A 17621-nucleotide genomic window follows, 5' to 3' on the forward strand; every position below is an offset into this window, starting at 1 on the left:
TATTCACCCCCTGAGTATGATGATAACTAGTATAAATGCAGTCGTCATTAGAAGGTAGCTAACGTAGTCAGTTAGAAGGCCAGTGTGGTCTGCTTTTAGAGTTACAAAGAATTTTCTGACTCCATTTATTAATCCCCACATGGTGTTCTTTCCGGTATGAAACCCTTCCAAGTGCTCAAATCCAGGAATAACTTTGTCGGGATCTTCACCACTAATAAATATCTTAGTTCCATCGCCAACCTCTCTCGTTCCCATACCTACACTCTTAGCCCATCTCTCGAGTAAGTAAGCTAAGATAAGACCAAGTATGAATACTAAAACGAAGTAAAGAGCATCCCAATAACCAAACACTTCAACCACCTCCCATGAGGGAAGCTATGTACCCCATAACATCCCATAACGCCCTTGCAGCTGGAACCATGAACTTGTCACTTATTTGCCATGGGAAGAATCCCATCACTACTATCGCCAACACCAAGATGAACATTGGAAGTAACATTGCAATCCCTGGATCTTTCGCATTCATTACTTTTTCACTGGGCCTGCCAAAGAATGTGAAGAGAACCCTAACGTATGCTGCAGTACAAAAAGCTGTTCCTATTATTGCTATTGCACCTATTATTGGATTGAAAAGTGCTGAGCTCTCATATATTAGCCACTTGCTTGCGAATCCATTAAGTGGGGGCATTCCAACTATCGCCGCAGCTCCAACTAAGAATGCAAAGGAAGTTTTAGGCATAGTTTTCGCGAGTCCACTAAGTTCGTTGAGATTTCTAGTTCCTAGCTCGTGAATAACTGCACCAGCGACAAGGAAGAGAAGGGCCTTCATTATGGCATGATTAACTGTATGATATATAGCTCCAGCCAAGGCAACTTCGCCAATTTTTGTTCCGTAAGCAACCATACCAATTCCAAGACCAAGGAGAATGTATCCTATCTGGCCAACTGAAGAATATGCCAAAAGTCTTTTCATGTCCTCTTGTACAACCGCCATTGCGTTTCCAACTATCAGTGTTATGCAGGCGAACAAGATGATTATCCACCCAACTGTGGTCAAGTTCACCGCTGGGGAGAAGATACTGAACACTACTCTGGCCATCGCGTATATTCCACCTATCTTTATCACGAGACCCGAAAGCATTGCCGAGATGGAACTTGGAGCTGCTGGGTGCGCGTCTGCAAGCCACATGTGCACTGGAGATGCACCGCTCTTGAAGAGCAGGCCACCGAGGAAAAGAGCCAGTGCAATCTTTGCAACGATGGTTGGGTTCTCCGACATCTTTACTGCAAGATACCCCATTGTGAGTGTTCCGTACTGACCGTAAAGCAGCGTTATCCCAAGTAGGATAAAGCTACTGGCTAAAGAGCCTACAAACATATATTTTATACCTGCCTCAATTCCCTCCCATGTATCATTTCTGAAAGCTACTAGAGCGTAGCTGGCTATGCTCATTATCTCAAGGAATACGTAGAAGTTGAAGATATCTCCAGTTATCGCAATACCAAGCATTCCCAGCTCGAGTATTAGAATTAGTGTGTAAAACTTTTCAAGTCCAGTATCATGCTTCATGTATTCAATCGAGTAAATTATTGCAAGGAAGCTAACGAAAGTTACTATTAGAACCATTATTGCCCCAAACTTGTCCACTTCCCACACTATCCTAATTGGGAACGTCGCTTTTCCAAATGGGTTCTTCGCTCCAAGAGTGTAGACTATAGTACCGCCATTCCAGACCTCCCTAAAGACATCAATTCCCACTATCAACGTTGCAAAGCTTACTATTGTGGCCCACGCCTCTTTAGCTTTCCCTCCTATTAAGCTCACTATTGGCATTGAGAATGCTCCAAATAAGGGGATGATTATGAGGAACGGCAACCACGTCATCCTCTCAACCTCCTGAGCTTTGTTACATCAAGCGTTCCATAATGCTTGTATGCATTAACCGTGAGGGCAACCGCAAGCGAAAGCACACACACTCCAATTACTATGCTCGTCAGAACGAGAGCCTGGGGAATTGGTGCCACCATCGCTCCTCCTTCATAGCCAGTATAGATTGGCGCTGTGGGAGGGAGACCGTTCTCCATCCTATAACCTTCACTTATTAGGAGAAGGTGAATTCCGGAGTCTATCAAATCTAAGGCAAGTATTAGCTTGATTAGGTTTCTCTTGTACAGGAGGGCATAAATTCCTAGGGCCACCATTATTATAGCCGTTAGATACTGAAATGCTATCATTTGTTCCACCTCCTAAATAATGAGAGAGCAAATACTGCAGAGACTAGACCAGTGAACACTTTAAGACCAACTCCAAGATTCATTATTGGTAGAAATCCTGCGGAGAGCAGTGTTCCTGGTTTTCCATTGAAAAGCGGACCATTATGCCAGAGTGTATTATAGAAGAATGCAACGCTTAAGCCAAGCATTGCAGCCCCCAAAAACACTAAACCTCCAACGCCTTCCAATGCAGAATATAAGTTCTTGTTTATTTTCTCCTTTGCAGCCTTGATTCCAAAGGCTACTAGAAACAATATCCCTGCCCCAGCAATTGTCGCACCACCCTGGAATCCACCGCCAGGGGTAAGATGACCGTGCATAACTACATAAGCTCCAAATATTCCTATGAATGGAATGAGAGCCCTTGCATTTGTTCTCACAATAACTCCCATATCATCCCTCATTTTTCTCCCTCCTCCACGGCCTTAGAAGGGCAATTGCTCCAGCTATTGCAGTAAATAGAACAGTCGCTTCCCCCAGGGTATCATAGCCTCTATAGTCAAACACTATATCGGTCACTATATTGTTCCCACCTACTTCCTCAACACCATGCTGAATGTAGTAGTTGTCTGTATACCTGTATTTCAACCAGTCATCTCCCCCAAATCCAAATTTTATTCCATATTTAGGAGTAAGAGCTAGCATTAGCCCAGCAAATATAACCAGTAATGACAGGAATCCTAAGGCTCTCTTCATGGGGCTTCACGCTCCCACCTTTCGGTTTTTGCAATAGCATAAATTACGACAGCCGTGACAACACCAGCACCAACAGCTGCCTCCGCTATTGCCACGTCAGGAGCATGGAGCATATAGAACTCCAGACTCAAGAGCAGACTCATAGCTGCAGCTGCAACAGCCGCTGCTAAGAGATCTCTAAGAGTTATCATTAGAACTGAAGACACTATAATGCCAAGTAGGACCAAAAACTGGATGATCATATCAACATTCATTTTCCTCCCTCCTCTTTAGATAAGCATCAACAACAGCTCTCTTTGGCATATAGCCACTAATGTGAGCAGCTTTTGCAATTGCATGAGCTCCCACCGGGTTAGTCATGAGAAGTGCAAACAGTGCAACAAAGCTATGAATTGCCATTTGAAGGTATTTGGGATTTCCAGTTTCCCTAAGTCTAACGAGTGAATGCACTATCACTGCAAACACTGCGAAGATCGTCCCAAAGGTTGTACATTTAGTTGCTCCATGTAGCCTGGTATAAACATCCGGGAACCTGTGAAGGGCTATACTCCCAAGAAAGTTGAAAGTCACGCTTATTGCAAGGAATGCCATTATCAAGTAATCCGCAGTACTCATGATAATCCCCCCTGGAGGTATTTTGCAATAATCAGCGTTCCAACATAGCTTAAAAGAGCGTACACTATTGCAATGTCAATGTAAATTGCCCTTTCATAAGCTGCTCCCAAAAGAACCATCGCTGCAACCACGAGGGTATTCATAGTGTCCAATGCAACAACCCTGTCTGGAACAGAAGGGCCCAGGATCAGCCTGAGCAGGGTTATCAATCCCGCGATTCCTATTAAGAGAGTGGCATAGAAGAACATCATTTTCCCAACCTCCTCGCCCACTTTTCAAATGGTCCAGAAACTGGCTCAGAAGTCTGTGGCCATTCTTGCCCCTCAGGAATGTTTATCCAGTGAACGTAGAGAGCTTTTTCATCTGGACATGCTTCAACTGTAAGCGTTCCTGGGGTTAAGGTAATTGAATTGGACAAAATTGTATACTGTGCATCGTTCTCAAGATCAACTGGAACTCTAACTATTCCCGGTCTTATCTTTCCTGTTATAACCCTATAAGCAACATCGAGGTTAGCTTTAACCATTCCCCAAAACAATACCGGGAAGTAAGCAACAAAGAGTACCCATTTTCCTGGATTCAGGAACCTTGATGCTTTTTCCCCAATTATGTCCCTCGTTGCATACGCTACTATCAATGAGAACACTAGACCAGCCACGAGCTCCTGCACGCTCCATAGCATCCCCTTGCTTCCCGCCGTTAAGACGAGCCATAGGAAATATGCCCACACAAACGCTGTAATGAATGACATTACCAAACCCCCTCAACTCTTGGTTTGAAACAGTATTTTACACGCTTAATTCGTTCTCTTCCAAGAGAAGTTGCCCGCAAAATCTTAAAAGGGTTTTTTAAAGCGATGAATTGAAAATAAAAGTCCTTAACTTTTGGTTTACGAGCTTAAGTTTAGCTATGTTACACATGACTGTCCCAAAATGCTTTTAAATATTCACCAGCTATTTTGTTCCAGCAAAAGGAGGTGAGGTGAGATGTTTAGCCTGGGGGGATTAACAAAAAGTACAGTTGACGAAAGCAAGGTTTGGGATGTTATAATCATCGGAGCAGGTCCAGCCGGTTATACGGCTGCAATTTACGCGGCGAGATTTGGACTTGACACTATAATAGTAACCAAGGATCTAGGAGGAAACATGGCGATAACAGACCTAATAGAGAACTATCCAGGCTTCCCAGAGGGAATAAGCGGAGCCGAGTTGTCTAACAGGATGTATGAGCAGGTCAAGAAATATGGAGTAGATGTTGTTTTTGATGAGGTTGTGAGGATTGACCCAACTGAATGCGCATACTATGAAGGCCCATGCCACTTTAGCGTTAAAACGGCAAATGGCAAGGAGTACAAAGCAAAAACAATAATAATTGCTGTCGGTGCAGAGCCTAGAAAGCTTAACGTCCCAGGTGAGAAAGAATTTACAGGAAGGGGAGTTAGCTACTGTGCAACATGTGACGGCCCGCTCTTCGTTGGAAAAGAGGTTATTGTAGTCGGAGGAGGCAACACTGCACTTCAAGAAGCCCTATACCTACACAGTATTGGAGTAAAGGTAACGCTTGTACACAGAAGAGACAAATTTAGGGCAGACAAGATACTCCAAGATAGGCTCAAACAAGCCGGAATACCTACTATACTTAACACAGTAGTCACCGAGATAAAAGGGACAAATAAGGTCGAGAGTGTTGTTCTTAGAAATGTGAAAACAGGAGAAACATTTGAAAAGAAAGTTGATGGTGTGTTTATATTCATTGGGTACGAGCCAAAGACAGACTTCGTAAAGCATCTTGGGATTACAGATGAATATGGTTACATAAAAGTTGATATGTATATGAGGACTAAAGTCCCTGGAATATTTGCAGCCGGGGATATAACCAATGTATTCAAACAGATAGCCGTGGCAGTTGGACAGGGTGCCATTGCTGCAAACTCAGCTAAGGAGTTTATAGAAAGCTGGAACGGAAAGAGTATTGAGTGAACTCTTCTTTTCTCTGAAAATTTTTCGAACAAAGATGCTCAATTTCGAGCTTAAAGTTAAAAGTATGTCCCCCAACTTTCTCCGGGTGAGAGTACATGGAGCTTAGGCCAAACGTTAAGGAAATACCGGGACCAAAGGCTAAGAAGGTTATAGAGGAGCACCACAAGTACATGGCAACAACTACCAACGATCCTAATGAATACTTCCTCGTTATTGAGAAGGCAGAAGGAGTTTACTGGATTGACGTTGATGGGAACGTTATCTTGGACTTCTCCTCTGGAATTGGAGTAATGAACGTAGGCCTTAGGAATCCAAAAGTAATTGAGGCTATTAAGAAGCAACTAGACCTTGTCCTACATGCTGCTGGAACAGACTACTACAATCCATACCAGGTTGAACTCGCGAAAAAGCTTGCAGAAATTGCACCAGGAGATGTCGAAAGGAAAGTTTTTCTCAGCAATAGTGGAACCGAGGCCAATGAAGCTGCCTTAAAGATAGCAAAGTGGTCAACTAACAGGAAAATGTTCATCGCATTCATCGGTGCTTTCCACGGAAGAACGCATGGAACTATGAGCCTTACGGCAAGCAAGCCAGTACAGAGAAGTAGGATGTTCCCAACAATGCCAGGAGTGGAACACGTTCCTTATCCAAATCCATACAGAAACCCCTGGCACATAGACGGTTATGAGAACCCAGACGAACTTATCAACCGGGTCATTGAGTACATTGAAGAGTACCTCTTTGAGCACTACATTCCCGCAGAAGAAGTTGCAGGAATATTCTTTGAACCAATCCAAGGAGAAGGAGGATATGTGGTACCTCCAAAGAACTTCTTCAAAGAACTCAAGAAGCTTGCAGACAAGTATGGAATCCTTCTCATAGACGACGAGGTCCAGATGGGTATGGGAAGAACTGGAAGGATGTGGGCAATCGAGCACTTTGGTATAGTGCCAGACATAGTTACCGTTGCCAAAGCTCTTGGTGGAGGCATTCCCATAGGAGCAACGATATTCAGAAAAGACTTGGACTTCCAAGTGAGCGGAGTGCACAGCAACACTTTTGGAGGAAACGCCGTTGCGGCTGCAGCAGCCCTTGCAGTTATAGAAGAGCTTGAAAACGGCTTAATTGAAAACGCTCAAAAGCTTGAGCCACTATTCAGAGAGAGACTCGAGGAGATGAAGGAGAAGTACGAGATAATAGGAGATGTAAGAGGACTCGGACTTGCGTGGGGAGTTGAATTCGTCAAGGACAGAAAGACCAAAGAATACGCAACTAAGGAGAGAAATGAAATAGTAGTTGAGGCACTAAAGAGAGGACTAGCACTCCTTGGATGCGGAAAGAGTGCAATAAGGCTGATTCCACCATTGATTATAAGTGAAGAGGAAGCAAAAATAGGCCTAGACATATTTGAGGAGGCAATAAAAGTCGTTAGCGAAAAGTATGGATATAAGACCTATTGATTATATCTCTCTTCCCTTTCATTTCATTTTCAACTGACATCTTCCCTGCCTCAAAAGGCAAGGTTTTCAAAAAGTGAATATAATCTGAGGTTGATCCTCGAAGTACTTCTCCTACAGCTTGTTAAATCTTAAGAGAGTCCATCCCTTCGGATCTTTTTGTATGTATTTTAAGTATCAACTAAAATGACATATTTAAAAATATCCCACAAAGCATATATACTTTTAGTACAAACTACTAACTAGGTGACCTCAATGAAGTTAAGCGCAATTTCCCTACTCCTTGTTGCAGTTCTATTGGTAGGTTTTGTTGGAGGATGTATTGGGGGACAAACAACCACTGTCAAGGAAACTGTAACCCAAAAAGAAACTGAAACTATAACAACGACAAAAACAGAGAAAGTCATAACACTGAAAGTAATAGGACCATGGTCAGGGGCTGAATTGGAGGCATTTATGGAAGTTCTAAAAGCCTTCGAGGCAAAACATCCAAATATAAAAATTGAGTATAAGACATATAGAGCGGAGGATCTTGCAACAATACTACCCTTACAATTTGAATCGGGAGACACACCTGCAGATGTAATCGCTATGTGGGGATGGTTCATAGCAGAGATGGGGAAGAAGGGCCATCTTCTAGATTTCACAGGAAAAATAAATCCAGATGACTATGTACCTGGCATCCTAGATCCAATAACAGTTAATGGGAAGATATATGGAGTACCCTTCACCGCAGCAGCAAAACCCGGTTTCTGGTACAGAAAATCATTCTTCGAGAAACACGGCTTGAAACCACCTCAAACCTGGGATGAATTTGTAGCTCTTCTGGAGCAGATAAAGAAGATACCAGGGATAAAAGCACCAATAGCTAGTGGGGATAGTGTTGGATGGCCACTATCCGATGTTACAGAGCACTTCATTTTAACATTTGGAGGGAGAGACCTCCAGCTTAAGTTGATAAATGGGGAAGTCAAATGGGAGGATCCACAAGTTAGAGAGATTTTCGAAAAGAGATTAGTCCCACTATTAAAGAAGGGATATTTCAGTGATCCCATAGAATGGACTTCTGCCGTAGACTTATGGTGGAAAGGAGAGTACGCCTTATACTTCATGGGAACGTGGATAACCGGAATGGTTGATGATCCAAATGATCTCGGCCTAATATCCCTACCAGGAGTCAAAGCAATGGTAATAGCCCCCGACTATTTCATGGTTCCAAAATATACCAAACATCCAAAGGAGGCTATGGAGCTTGCCTTATTCTTGGCAACTGAAGGTCAGAGGATACACGTAGGAACAAAGTCAGGAAAGTTAGCAACCTGGAAGAAAGTTAGCATAGAGGATTACTGGGAACCAATGAGAGACGTCGCAAAGATAGTAAGTAAAGTAGAATCTGCCCCCGATCTAGACGATAGTGTTGGAGGAGAGTGGCAGAAAGTATTCTGGGACCAATTAAAGCTTCTATGGGTTCAGCCAGACAGATTAGACGAAGTTCTAAAGACATTGGATGAAAAGTTCCCTAAAAAATAGCGGTGGGGAATCATGAATAGAAGGCTTACCTTCTTTTATTTTCTTTTGCCGGCTTTGATCCTTATGATACCCTTCGTTATTTATCCTGTCTTTAAAACTGTGTATTTGAGCTTCTTCTTGGATGACAAATTTGTAGGTCTTGAGAATTATAAGGAAGTCCTCTTTAGTAAAGACATAGTAAACCTTGATAGGTTTCCTACAAAGTCCCCACCTTGGGGAGCTTTAATTCACAATGCAGTCTTAATAGCGATTCATCTGCCAACAACAGTTTTTCTTGGACTAGGAATAGCCATTGTGCTCAGGAAAAAAGAGGTAATTGGGAGCTCTATAATAAAATCGATAGTATTCCTTGGAATGGTCATTCCAATGGTCGTCGGTGGTTTGATAATTAGATTTCTGTTTGAAGAGGGAGCGGGAGTAATTCCTGCTATATTTAAAATCCTCGGAATAGAAAAACTATCAATAACCTGGACAGCATATCCAGAAACTGCACTCTTTGCAGTTATACTAGGTTCAATATGGATATGGACAGGGTTTAGTATGTTAATGTACTCTGCAGGGTTAGCTTCAATACCTAAAGATTATATTGAGGCAGCACTAATAGACGGAGCTTCAAGTTTTCAAATTTTCAGATACGTAATATGGCCACAACTTAAGCCCATTACAATCGTCGTTGTAGCAATGACGCTTCTTTGGGATCTTAAGATATTCGATGTAGTCTACGTAGCAACTGGAGGGGGTCCAGGAGGTGCATCTACCGTTCTAGCCCTTCAAATGTGGGATTACTTTGCAAGATCCCTTAATTATAATTATGCAGCTGTAGTTGCAGTATTATTAACTCTTCTAACTCTAATCCCCGCAATTTGGCTAATTAGGAGGAGAGCAACATGAAAATCAAGAGATATAAACTAAAAGATTACCTTATAAGTAATGGAATCGCATGGCTAATTGGAATAGCATGGCTAATTCCATTCATTGGAGTTTTCATGGCCTCGATCAGGCCCTATGAGGAGATAGTTAGCGGATGGTGGCACTTTCATCCACTGACAATAACACTTCAAAATTATATAAACGCACTAAACCACCCAATGTTTCCAATAAGCCAGGGATTAAAGAATTCTCTAATAGTAGCTATCCCCTCTACAATAACTCCAGTTCTGGTTGGAGCTTTAGCTGCATACTCATTTGCAAGGTATAGTTTCCCAATAAAGAACTATCTGTTCGCCTCAATAGTGTTTCTCATGGCCCTCCCTCAGCAGATGACCGTAGTTCCATTGTACTTCCTGCTCAGACAACTTCATCTTCTGAACAAGTTTACCGGAATAATTTTAGTTCACTCAGCTTGGGGATTAGCTTGGATAATATTCTTCATGAGGAACTACTTCTCAATGTTGCCCACGGATGTAGAAGAGGCAGCGAAAATCGATGGAGCATCAGATTTTCAAGTCTTCAGAATGATAGTTCTTCCAATGGCACTCCCAGGGATAATATCGGCATCAATTCTACAATTTACCTGGGTTTGGAGTGATTTCTTCCTGGCTTTAGTTTTCCTACAAAATCCAGAAAAATACGTTGCTACTCAGAGATTACCCCTTCTGAGAGGACAATATTTCGTAGACTGGGGCCTTCTAACTGCAGCTTCAATTCTAGTTATGATAGTCCCTCTACTTGTGTACGCCGTGTTCCAGAAGTATTACATTAGTGGTATGGTTGGATGGTCAGTTGAAAAATAGGGGGGATCCAAGATGTTTGAAGTTAAAAAATTTGAAGGAGAAGGGAAAAAGTTGGAGGATTATAGAGAAATAATTGGAGAACAGTCATACCTGAGAATACTCGAAAAAGCTGAAAACTTGAAAGATAAAGAAGTCGTGCATATAAATTCAACATCATTTGGCGGCGGCGTTGCAGAGATACTCCACAACCTCGTTCCACTAATGAACAGCATTGGAGTTAACACCAAATGGTTCGTAATAGAAGGCTCACAAGAGTTCTTTAACGTGACCAAAACCATCCATAATGCCCTACAAGGCAATATGGAACTTAAATTTACGGAGGATATGAAAGAAATATATCTGAAAACTAATGAAGAAAATGCCAAGGATAGAGATTTAGAAGAATTCGATTTTATAATTGTTCATGACCCCCAACCACTCCCCCTCATAAGGTTTTATAGAAAAACAAAACCTTGGATCTGGAGATGTCACATAGACGTTAGTGAACCAAATCCCGAATTCTGGAATTATCTATACCCAATAGTTGAAATGTATGACAAATACATATTCCACCTTGAAGAATACATTAGACCAGAGCTCACAAGGGACAAAGCAGTTGTAATGCCACCTTCAATAGATCCTCTGAGTGAAAAGAACAGAGAGCTAAGTTACTCAGAGGTAATAAGGATATTAGAAAAATTTGACGTAGATCCAGAAAGGCCAATAATAACTCAGGTATCACGGTTTGACCCATGGAAAGGTATTTTTGATGTAATACAAGTATACAGAAAAGTTAAGGAAAGAATTCCAGAAGTACAACTCCTTTTAGTTAGTGTAATGGCCCATGATGATCCCGAAGCATGGACTTATTTTGAAAAGGTTCTAAGGAAAATTGGAGAGGATTATGATATCAAAGTGCTCACAAATTTGATAGGTGTCCATGCAAGAGAAGTTAATGCATTCCAAAGAGCTAGTGACATAATCCTTCAGCTTTCTACAAGAGAAGGGTTCGGACTCGCCGTGACCGAGGCTATGTGGAAAGAAAAGCCAGTAATTGGTAGAGCTGTTGGAGGAATAAAGATACAAATAATAGATGGAAAAACAGGTTACCTTGTTAAGGATGTTAAAGAAGCAGCCGAAAAAACTGTCTATTTACTAAGGCACCCAGAAATTGCAAAGGAAATGGGCAAAAATGCAAAGGCCAGAGTATTGCAAGAGTTCATAATAACTAAGCATTTAGAGAGGTATCTTGACTTACTATCTTCTTTATAACCGGGGGTGCTAAGTTTTGGCGGGTGTTGTTTTGGTTGGTGTTTGGAAGGTTTTTGGGGATTTCGTTGCAGTGAGGGATTTAAACTTGGAGGTAAAGGATGGGGAATTCCTAGTCCTCCTCGGCCCAAGTGGGTGCGGAAAAACAACAACACTAAGAATGATTGCAGGATTAGAGGAACCAAGCAAGGGGAGAATATACATTGGAGAAAAACTAGTGGCTGATGCTGAAAAAGGAGTATTCATTCCACCAAAGGAGAGGGACGTGGCAATGGTCTTTCAAAGCTATGCCCTCTACCCCCACATGACAGTGTACGAGAACATAGCCTTCCCACTAAAACTCAGAAAAACTCCAAAACAAGAAATCGAGAAGAGGGTTAGGGAAGTGGCGGAAATGCTCGGACTAGAAGAACTACTAAACAGGAAGCCAAGAGAATTATCAGGAGGACAAAGACAAAGAGTCGCACTAGGAAGGGCCATAATTAGAAGACCAAAAGTCTTCCTAATGGACGAGCCGTTAAGTAATTTAGATGCAAAGTTGAGGGTGAGGATGAGGAGTGAGTTGAAGAGGTTACAGAGGAGGTTGGGGGTTACTACAATTTACGTTACTCATGATCAAGTTGAGGCAATGACGATGGGGGACAGGATTGCAGTCATGAACAAGGGCATCCTCCAACAAATAGGAACCCCCGAAGAAATCTACCACAAACCAAAAAACACCTTCACAGCAAGCTTCATAGGAACACCACCCATAAACCTTATTCCAGGAACTGTGACGGAGAACCTTGATATTGACGTTGGGGAATTTATTATCACCTTACTAGATGAACAAAAAGAGCTTCTAAAAGACTACATTGGAAAAGAAGTTATACTTGGAATAAGGCCAGAAGATGTCTATCCATCTCCCTCTGGATTCTCAATGAAAATTGATCTCATAGAGAACCTCGGTGGGGATGTTATTCTACATCTCACAAGAGGAGATGTGGAAATATTAGCGAAACTAACTAAGAGCAGAGAATTTAAGGAAGGAGAGACAATAAAAGTTGTATTTAACAAAGAGAGAATCCATGTTTTCGATAAAAGCTCTGGTGAAGCAATCTTCTAAAGAAGCGAAAGCACGTGTCTTATACCTTCAGCTCCTCCTTTTCCGTATGTATTTTTTGTGACATAGTCAGCACTTGCCTTCAAAGACTCTGGAGCTTGGGCTACAGCAATTCTATAACCAACAACCTTGAACGCATCTAGATCATTTTCCCCATCTCCTATATGGGCGACCTCCTTAGGGTTTATCCCCAATAACTCGCATGCCTTTTCTATTCCAAATCCCTTATTTATCCATGGCTTCTTAACGTGTATAGCAAAACCAGAATCCACCGCAACTAAGTTAAGACCAAGTTCCTTTATAATGCTCCTAACTGTTTCAACATCTATAGTCTCTCTCATTATCACCAAACCTGCCCTCCTATCAGGCATGGTGTGACTCGTTCTAGCGTTTGGGTATCTCTTTTTGATTTCGTTCCATAGCACCCACTCCTCGTCCATTGTAGCTAAAAATATCCTCTTCTTCTTGTAAGAAAGAGCACCTCCATCTTCAGCAACTACAGGTCCAGAAGTGCCCAGGAGTATGCTAGCGGCTTCGGCAAACTGAACTGTGTTGCCAGTAACAAGCATTATAGGAATTCCTTGAGATTCAGCTTCCCTTATAGCTTTCAGGGCCTCCTCATCAACCTTTCTATCGGGATATGTTATTGTTCCATCTATATCAATTGAGATTGCCCTTATTCTCACTTTACTCCCCATTATAGGGGTGTGAAATTAAGGTTTTTAAAGTGAGTGTTTTAACTTGAACTGACCGGAGCCGAGGAGATGAACCGAAACCGGCAACGGGAGTAGGCAATCCTTTGGCTCCGTAGGGGCGATGGCGCCCGCCCGGGGCAGCTTCGAGCCCGAACCGCCTCCCGTCGGGAGGCTGATGGCGCCTGTTCTGAGAACTTTCGGGAGGCGAGAGTATGGGCTCGAAGCTTGATGAACTCAGCAGATTTGTTAATGTTCAAAAGGTTTTGGAGTATCTAGAAAAAAGAAGGCATGAGGATGGAGGATACTGTTTCGTTTCCCAACTCGCAGATACCAATATAAACGACACATATTACGCAGTAAAGACATACTTACTCTTAGGTCTCGAAGTCCCAGAGAAAGAGAGGACAATAGAATTCCTATACAAATCCGCTCAGATGCAGACAGCAGCTGTCGGTGTAGCAATAGCCATTGAAGCCCTATCCCTCCTGGGGGCTAAGGATTTAGCCAGAGAGAAATTAGAACTACTATTTAAAAAGTACAACCCAACCGAGAACAAGTTCGCAGTTGGACTTGGTGGAAGTGAGGAATTTGGAACTGCAACCCCCCTAGAGGCTACTTATTGGGCCTCAAAGGCCATGAAGGCACTTAACTATAAGCCAACAAGGGAAATGAGTGAAAAGATGATTGAATTTATAAACAGCTTCAAAATGGGGGATGGCTTTGGAGTTGAACATCCAACAACAACAATGACGTATCAGGCAATATTCTCATTGAGATTTCTTGGCAAGAGAATAGAAACGAAACACTTCGAAAAATGTGAGGTTTGTGGTGACTGGGGAGGATTCACTGAGGTGCCAAATTCTCTTCCCCCCTACATAGAACCAACATTTTACGCTCTAAGGGGATTGGAGTTACTCGGCAAGAGGGCAACATGTGTCAGAAGGCATATAAGATTCATCAGATCACTGCAGAATCCAAATGGAGGTTTTAGAAGAAGCTACGAGCTTGGAATTTCAAATTTCCAGAACACATACAGAGCAATGGCCAGCTTGGAGGTTCTACTTAAATGGCTGTGAGAGAATATTGGGTCTCATATGAAGACATTGAAAGTATAAAGGCCAAAAAGAAAGTCATTAAGAAAATCCTATCCAGCGAAGAACTCACTAGAAAGGCTATACTTTTCTTTCATTATTCTTTCCTTATCAGAAAGAAAACTGAGCTAGAAAATAGATTAGCTCTCGTAAAGGGTCAATACCAGCGGTTTTTAAAGCTAAAAAAGAAGGCAAACAACGATAGAGAATTTCTGAAAAGAGTGAGATTAGAACTACACAGAGAGAATGAGAGGCTAAGAGAAAAGCTTCTTAGAGGGAAGTTAAAATGAAAGTAATATTCAGAGCTAGTAGGATTAAAAAGGTTACCATAGAGATACCCGATAATGTTGTCAAGTTAGTTGAAGAGAGTGGCTTTGATATCAAAGAGTTCGTGCTCAATCTTGCAAAAAATGAAACCTTTGAATTTGAAAATATCTCGGAAGAGGACATTGATACAGTAAAACGAGAAATTTCAAGGCTTGAGAGAGAGCTCTTCAATATTGAAGGCAAATGGGCATCTCTAAAATTTCAAACATACGGCCTAACTAGGGACAACAAAAATCTCAGCATCCAGATCTCCGGAATGATAGCAGAGAATAAGAGGCTGAGGGAGATGCTGGGATTGCCACCAAATGATTACACTCAAATTAAGGAGCTGATAAGATATTATTTAAATATCCGTCAGGAATAATGGAAAGAGATGGCACTTGGAGTGAAAGTTCCCAAAAAGGATGGAGAAAAGATAAGGAGGATGCTAATTGATATTGGAGCATATAATCCAGAATATAAGATAAAAAGAGAGGGAGACTTCCTTATAATACCAGTAAAGTATCCAGTAGAGGGATTAACCGTAATTGAGGCCGATCTCGAGAGAGTGAATAGAAGGCCAAATAGTTACAAAGAGATTGTTAATATTCCCCCCTCTCTCAAGACCCTCCTCCCCACATCCTTTGATATAATTGGGGACATTGCAATAATAGAGATACCAGAGAAGCTGCTGGAGTACAGAAAGGAGATTGGAGAGGCAATACTGAAAGTTCACAAGGGAATAAAAGCCGTTTTTATGAAGGGAAGCAAAGTTCAGGGGAAATATAGGGTCAGAGAGTTAATTCACATAGCAGGAGTTAGAAAAACCGAGACAATTCACAGGGAAAATGGGATAAGACTAAAACTTGATGTGTCAAAAGTCTACTTCTCCCCAAGACTGGCAACGGAAAGGAGAAGAATTTATGAGAGAAGTAAGGAAGGAGAAATAGTATTCGACATGTTCGCTGGAGTTGGCCCATATTCAATTCTTCTAGCAAAGAAGGTAAAGATGGTGTTTGCATGTGATATAAATCCATGGGCCATTATTTACCTGGAGGAGAACATCAGAATTAACAAAATTAACAATGTTGTTCCAATTCTTGGGGACGTTAGAAAAGTTGCAGGTAAGTTAAAGGCGGACAGAATAATAATGAACCTACCAAGATATGCAGGTGAATTCCTCAGAGAAGCATTTATGAGCATAAAAAATGAAGGAGTTATCCATTATTATGGCTTTGGACCTGAACATGATCCATATGGAGAGCATATAGCAAGAATTGAGAAAATTTCTGAGGAATTCGACGCCAAAATAAAGATTCTAGATAAAAGAATAATAAGGAACTATGCTCCAAGACAGTACAACATCGCCCTGGACTTCCAAGTCATCTTTTCATAAACCAACTTTCAAGCGTAGATTGTTTTCCAGCTTTTACTGCCTTTTTGAGCCTTTCTAAACCATTTTTCACTCTTTCTTCACTGAAGTCATGCTCATCGCACAAGAACCTTAGAATACCCTCTTCATCCGGCTCTCTCCATTGCAATTTATAATCATCCGTGACGGGAGGGTTCAGAAAGAACTCCTTTATTGCATAAAGATCTACATCACTCTGTCTCTGGAACTTTGCAAGTGGATCCTTAGAGTGTCTTACTATTTCTAACGCCTTCTTTGGTCCTATGCCTTTTATCCCGCCAGGATTGTAGTCAGTGCCGACTAAGATGGCAAGCTCAATTAACTTCTCTCTTGTTAGCTTGAGCGAGCTGAGAACTTCATCAAGAACTATCAGCTCAGGTTTTATCTCAACGTAGATGTTCTTGCCAGGAAGTTTCCTCTTTCCAGTTATCGTTAAGTTTCTGACTAGTCTTGGAGCACCAAAGAGGAGAGAATCGTAATCTTGACTTGCAGAGGCATAAACCTTTCCCTTTGATGCCATATATGCCGCTTGGGCCTCTCCTTCACTGGGGGCCTGAATCACGGGAATTCCCATTAGCTCAAGCAACTTTTTGGCATCCTCTATCAGCATCTCATTTACTCTAGTTGCTCTCTGGGCATATTTCCGGGCCTCTTCGATGTCCCCCTTAGCTAACGCTTCTTTCCATTTGATTTCCGCTTCTTCTCTCGCCTCTTTTCTTTTCTCTAGCTCCCTCTTTTTGAATTCTGGAGGCTTTCCATCAAAGACGTATGCAGGCTTTATACCAGCTTCCATAAGGTTAATTGTCCTGTAAAACAGTCCACTCAAGTGTGATGTTATCCTTCCCTTAGAGTCCATAAGAGGAGTCCCATCCCTCTGTCTTATTGTTGAAAGGAATTGGTAAATAGCGTTAAGTGCATCTATAGCTACTTTTCTTCCATATAAACTCTCGAGTTCAATCTCCTTCCTAGGAACCAGCTCTCCTATGGGAACTCCCATAATATCACCTCAGCCTACCGGTGTGCTCATCACCATTCAGATGAGGGGAAGGATCATCATCGAAGAGAATATCTTGCAAAGTTAGTTATTAAATTAATCTTCCCCATGTAACCCTTTAGTTAAGTTAACATATATCCATCCAAGGACTAAAACTATAGCTGCAAGACCAAATAGCGTTAATGGTTCTATACTTTTAACAACCATTATCTTTCTAACTATCGCCATTATTCCCAGCTCAGCAACTCTTCTCATGCTCACATGATGCTCTTTAAGATATAGGGATAGGAGCTCATAAAGCTCAAGGAGTATTAGGACTAGGAGAAAGTTTTCGAGGGCAACTTCAAGATTACTCAATATCAAGGAGTTAAGAACCTTGTAAAGAGCTAGCCCTATAAAGCCTATTATAATAACCTCAAGAATGCCCACTATCACATCAAACACTGATTCTAAAACTGAAATTATCCCATCTCTCATATCAAAATAAGAA

23 protein-coding genes, 1 other RNA gene and 1 riboswitch are annotated in these 17621 nt (G+C 41.8%); of the genes, 11 read left to right on the plus strand and 13 right to left on the minus strand.

Annotation, left to right across the window (positions count from 1 at the left end; translation table 11 throughout):
- Positions 1-3 precede the first annotated feature (3 nt).
- From PY04_RS06895 to PY04_RS06935, 9 genes are read right to left on the minus strand one after another with little or no spacing between them, the layout of a single operon-like run.
- A complete protein-coding gene (locus PY04_RS06895; RefSeq protein ID WP_014734415.1) occupies positions 4-351 on the minus strand; it encodes a hypothetical protein in 348 nt (115 codons plus the stop codon).
- Position 352: 1 nt separating this feature from the next.
- Complete coding sequence (locus tag PY04_RS06900; protein WP_014734416.1) at positions 353-1885, minus strand: proton-conducting transporter membrane subunit; 1533 nt, start codon at positions 1883-1885, stop codon at positions 353-355.
- Positions 1882-2235 (minus strand): NADH-quinone oxidoreductase subunit K, encoded by a 354-nt coding sequence (locus PY04_RS06905; RefSeq protein ID WP_014734417.1) that lies wholly within the window; start codon positions 2233-2235, stop codon positions 1882-1884. Before PY04_RS06905 ends, PY04_RS06900 begins: the two co-directional genes overlap by 4 nt.
- Positions 2232-2678 carry a Na(+)/H(+) antiporter subunit B gene (locus PY04_RS06910; protein ID WP_014734418.1) on the minus strand — a complete coding sequence of 149 codons (447 nt, stop codon included), beginning with the start codon at positions 2676-2678 and terminating at the stop codon, positions 2232-2234. Before PY04_RS06910 ends, PY04_RS06905 begins: the two co-directional genes overlap by 4 nt.
- Positions 2668-2970, minus strand: coding sequence for a hydrogen gas-evolving membrane-bound hydrogenase subunit E (gene mbhE, locus PY04_RS06915; RefSeq protein ID WP_014734419.1), 303 nt, complete (start codon positions 2968-2970; stop codon positions 2668-2670). The genes PY04_RS06910 and mbhE overlap by 11 nt, the downstream gene beginning before the upstream one ends.
- Complete coding sequence (locus PY04_RS06920) at positions 2967-3224, minus strand: DUF4040 domain-containing protein (RefSeq protein ID WP_014734420.1); 258 nt, start codon at positions 3222-3224, stop codon at positions 2967-2969. The genes mbhE and PY04_RS06920 overlap by 4 nt, the downstream gene beginning before the upstream one ends.
- Positions 3214-3585: a monovalent cation/H(+) antiporter subunit G gene (mnhG, locus tag PY04_RS06925; protein WP_014734421.1), complete on the minus strand. Its 372-nt coding sequence runs from the start codon at positions 3583-3585 to the stop codon at positions 3214-3216. Before mnhG ends, PY04_RS06920 begins: the two co-directional genes overlap by 11 nt.
- Positions 3582-3836 carry a cation:proton antiporter gene (locus PY04_RS06930; RefSeq protein ID WP_014734422.1) on the minus strand — a complete coding sequence of 85 codons (255 nt, stop codon included), beginning with the start codon at positions 3834-3836 and terminating at the stop codon, positions 3582-3584. The genes mnhG and PY04_RS06930 overlap by 4 nt, the downstream gene beginning before the upstream one ends.
- Positions 3833-4336 (minus strand): monovalent cation/H+ antiporter subunit E, encoded by a 504-nt coding sequence (locus PY04_RS06935; protein ID WP_014734423.1) that lies wholly within the window; start codon positions 4334-4336, stop codon positions 3833-3835. Before PY04_RS06935 ends, PY04_RS06930 begins: the two co-directional genes overlap by 4 nt.
- Before the next feature lie 235 nt (positions 4337-4571).
- Here PY04_RS06935 and trxB point away from each other — a divergent pair, with 235 nt between their 5' ends.
- The 7 genes from trxB to PY04_RS06970 all read left to right on the plus strand — a co-directional run bounded on the left by trxB (position 4572) and on the right by PY04_RS06970 (position 12637).
- Positions 4572-5564 (plus strand): thioredoxin-disulfide reductase, encoded by a 993-nt coding sequence (gene trxB, locus PY04_RS06940; protein ID WP_048056077.1) that lies wholly within the window; start codon positions 4572-4574, stop codon positions 5562-5564.
- Positions 5565-5659: 95 nt separating this feature from the next.
- Positions 5660-7024 carry an acetyl ornithine aminotransferase family protein gene (locus PY04_RS06945; protein ID WP_014734425.1) on the plus strand — a complete coding sequence of 455 codons (1365 nt, stop codon included), beginning with the start codon at positions 5660-5662 and terminating at the stop codon, positions 7022-7024.
- A gap of 252 nt (positions 7025-7276) precedes the next feature.
- Positions 7277-8551 (plus strand): ABC transporter substrate-binding protein, encoded by a 1275-nt coding sequence (locus tag PY04_RS06950; protein WP_014734426.1) that lies wholly within the window; start codon positions 7277-7279, stop codon positions 8549-8551.
- Positions 8552-8563: 12 nt separating this feature from the next.
- Positions 8564-9442 (plus strand): carbohydrate ABC transporter permease, encoded by an 879-nt coding sequence (locus PY04_RS06955; RefSeq protein ID WP_014734427.1) that lies wholly within the window; start codon positions 8564-8566, stop codon positions 9440-9442.
- Positions 9439-10284, plus strand: coding sequence for a carbohydrate ABC transporter permease (locus tag PY04_RS06960; protein ID WP_014734428.1), 846 nt, complete (start codon positions 9439-9441; stop codon positions 10282-10284). The genes PY04_RS06955 and PY04_RS06960 overlap by 4 nt, the downstream gene beginning before the upstream one ends.
- Positions 10285-10296: 12 nt before the next feature.
- Entirely contained in the window at positions 10297-11535 is a 1239-nt protein-coding gene (locus PY04_RS06965) for a glycosyltransferase (protein WP_014734429.1), read from the plus strand.
- 16 nt (positions 11536-11551) lie between these two features.
- Positions 11552-12637, plus strand: coding sequence for an ABC transporter ATP-binding protein (locus PY04_RS06970; protein ID WP_048056078.1), 1086 nt, complete (start codon positions 11552-11554; stop codon positions 12635-12637).
- On the opposite strand, the gene PY04_RS06975 is transcribed toward PY04_RS06970, so the two are convergent.
- Positions 12634-13320 (minus strand): phosphoglycolate phosphatase, encoded by a 687-nt coding sequence (locus PY04_RS06975; protein ID WP_048056079.1) that lies wholly within the window; start codon positions 13318-13320, stop codon positions 12634-12636. The two genes, PY04_RS06970 and PY04_RS06975, sit on opposite strands and share 4 nt — an antisense overlap.
- Positions 13321-13437: 117 nt before the next feature.
- Positions 13438-13521, plus strand: a riboswitch (Fluoride riboswitch).
- Between the two features lie 20 nt (positions 13522-13541).
- Between PY04_RS06975 and PY04_RS06980 the strand changes: the two genes are divergently transcribed.
- The 4 genes from PY04_RS06980 to PY04_RS06995 are packed head-to-tail and all read left to right on the plus strand — an operon-like array spanning position 13542 to position 16122.
- Positions 13542-14405, plus strand: a complete 864-nt coding sequence (locus PY04_RS06980) for a prenyltransferase/squalene oxidase repeat-containing protein (protein WP_014734432.1) — start codon at positions 13542-13544, stop codon at positions 14403-14405.
- Positions 14396-14710, plus strand: a complete 315-nt coding sequence (locus PY04_RS06985; RefSeq protein WP_048056080.1) for a hypothetical protein — start codon at positions 14396-14398, stop codon at positions 14708-14710. The genes PY04_RS06980 and PY04_RS06985 overlap by 10 nt, the downstream gene beginning before the upstream one ends.
- Complete coding sequence (locus PY04_RS06990) at positions 14707-15111, plus strand: hypothetical protein (protein WP_014734433.1); 405 nt, start codon at positions 14707-14709, stop codon at positions 15109-15111. Before PY04_RS06985 ends, PY04_RS06990 begins: the two co-directional genes overlap by 4 nt.
- 9 nt (positions 15112-15120) lie before the next feature.
- Entirely contained in the window at positions 15121-16122 is a 1002-nt protein-coding gene (locus tag PY04_RS06995; RefSeq protein ID WP_014734434.1) for a class I SAM-dependent methyltransferase family protein, read from the plus strand.
- On the opposite strand, the gene fen is transcribed toward PY04_RS06995, so the two are convergent.
- The 3 genes from fen to PY04_RS07005 form a co-directional block, all read right to left on the minus strand.
- The gene (gene fen / locus PY04_RS07000; RefSeq protein ID WP_014734435.1) at positions 16109-17134 is read right to left on the minus strand and encodes a flap endonuclease-1; all 1026 of its coding nucleotides are present in this window, start codon (positions 17132-17134) and stop codon (positions 16109-16111) included. The two genes, PY04_RS06995 and fen, sit on opposite strands and share 14 nt — an antisense overlap.
- 6 nt (positions 17135-17140) lie before the next feature.
- Positions 17141-17198: C/D box small nucleolar RNA (locus PY04_RS09520), an RNA gene on the minus strand.
- A gap of 29 nt (positions 17199-17227) precedes the next feature.
- The gene (locus PY04_RS07005; RefSeq protein ID WP_014734436.1) at positions 17228-17608 is read right to left on the minus strand and encodes a phosphate-starvation-inducible PsiE family protein; all 381 of its coding nucleotides are present in this window, start codon (positions 17606-17608) and stop codon (positions 17228-17230) included.
- Positions 17609-17621 lie beyond the last annotated feature (13 nt).

Origin of the sequence: Pyrococcus sp. ST04 (assembly GCF_000263735.1) — an archaeon.
Taxonomy (GTDB): Archaea; Methanobacteriota_B; Thermococci; order Thermococcales; family Thermococcaceae; genus Pyrococcus.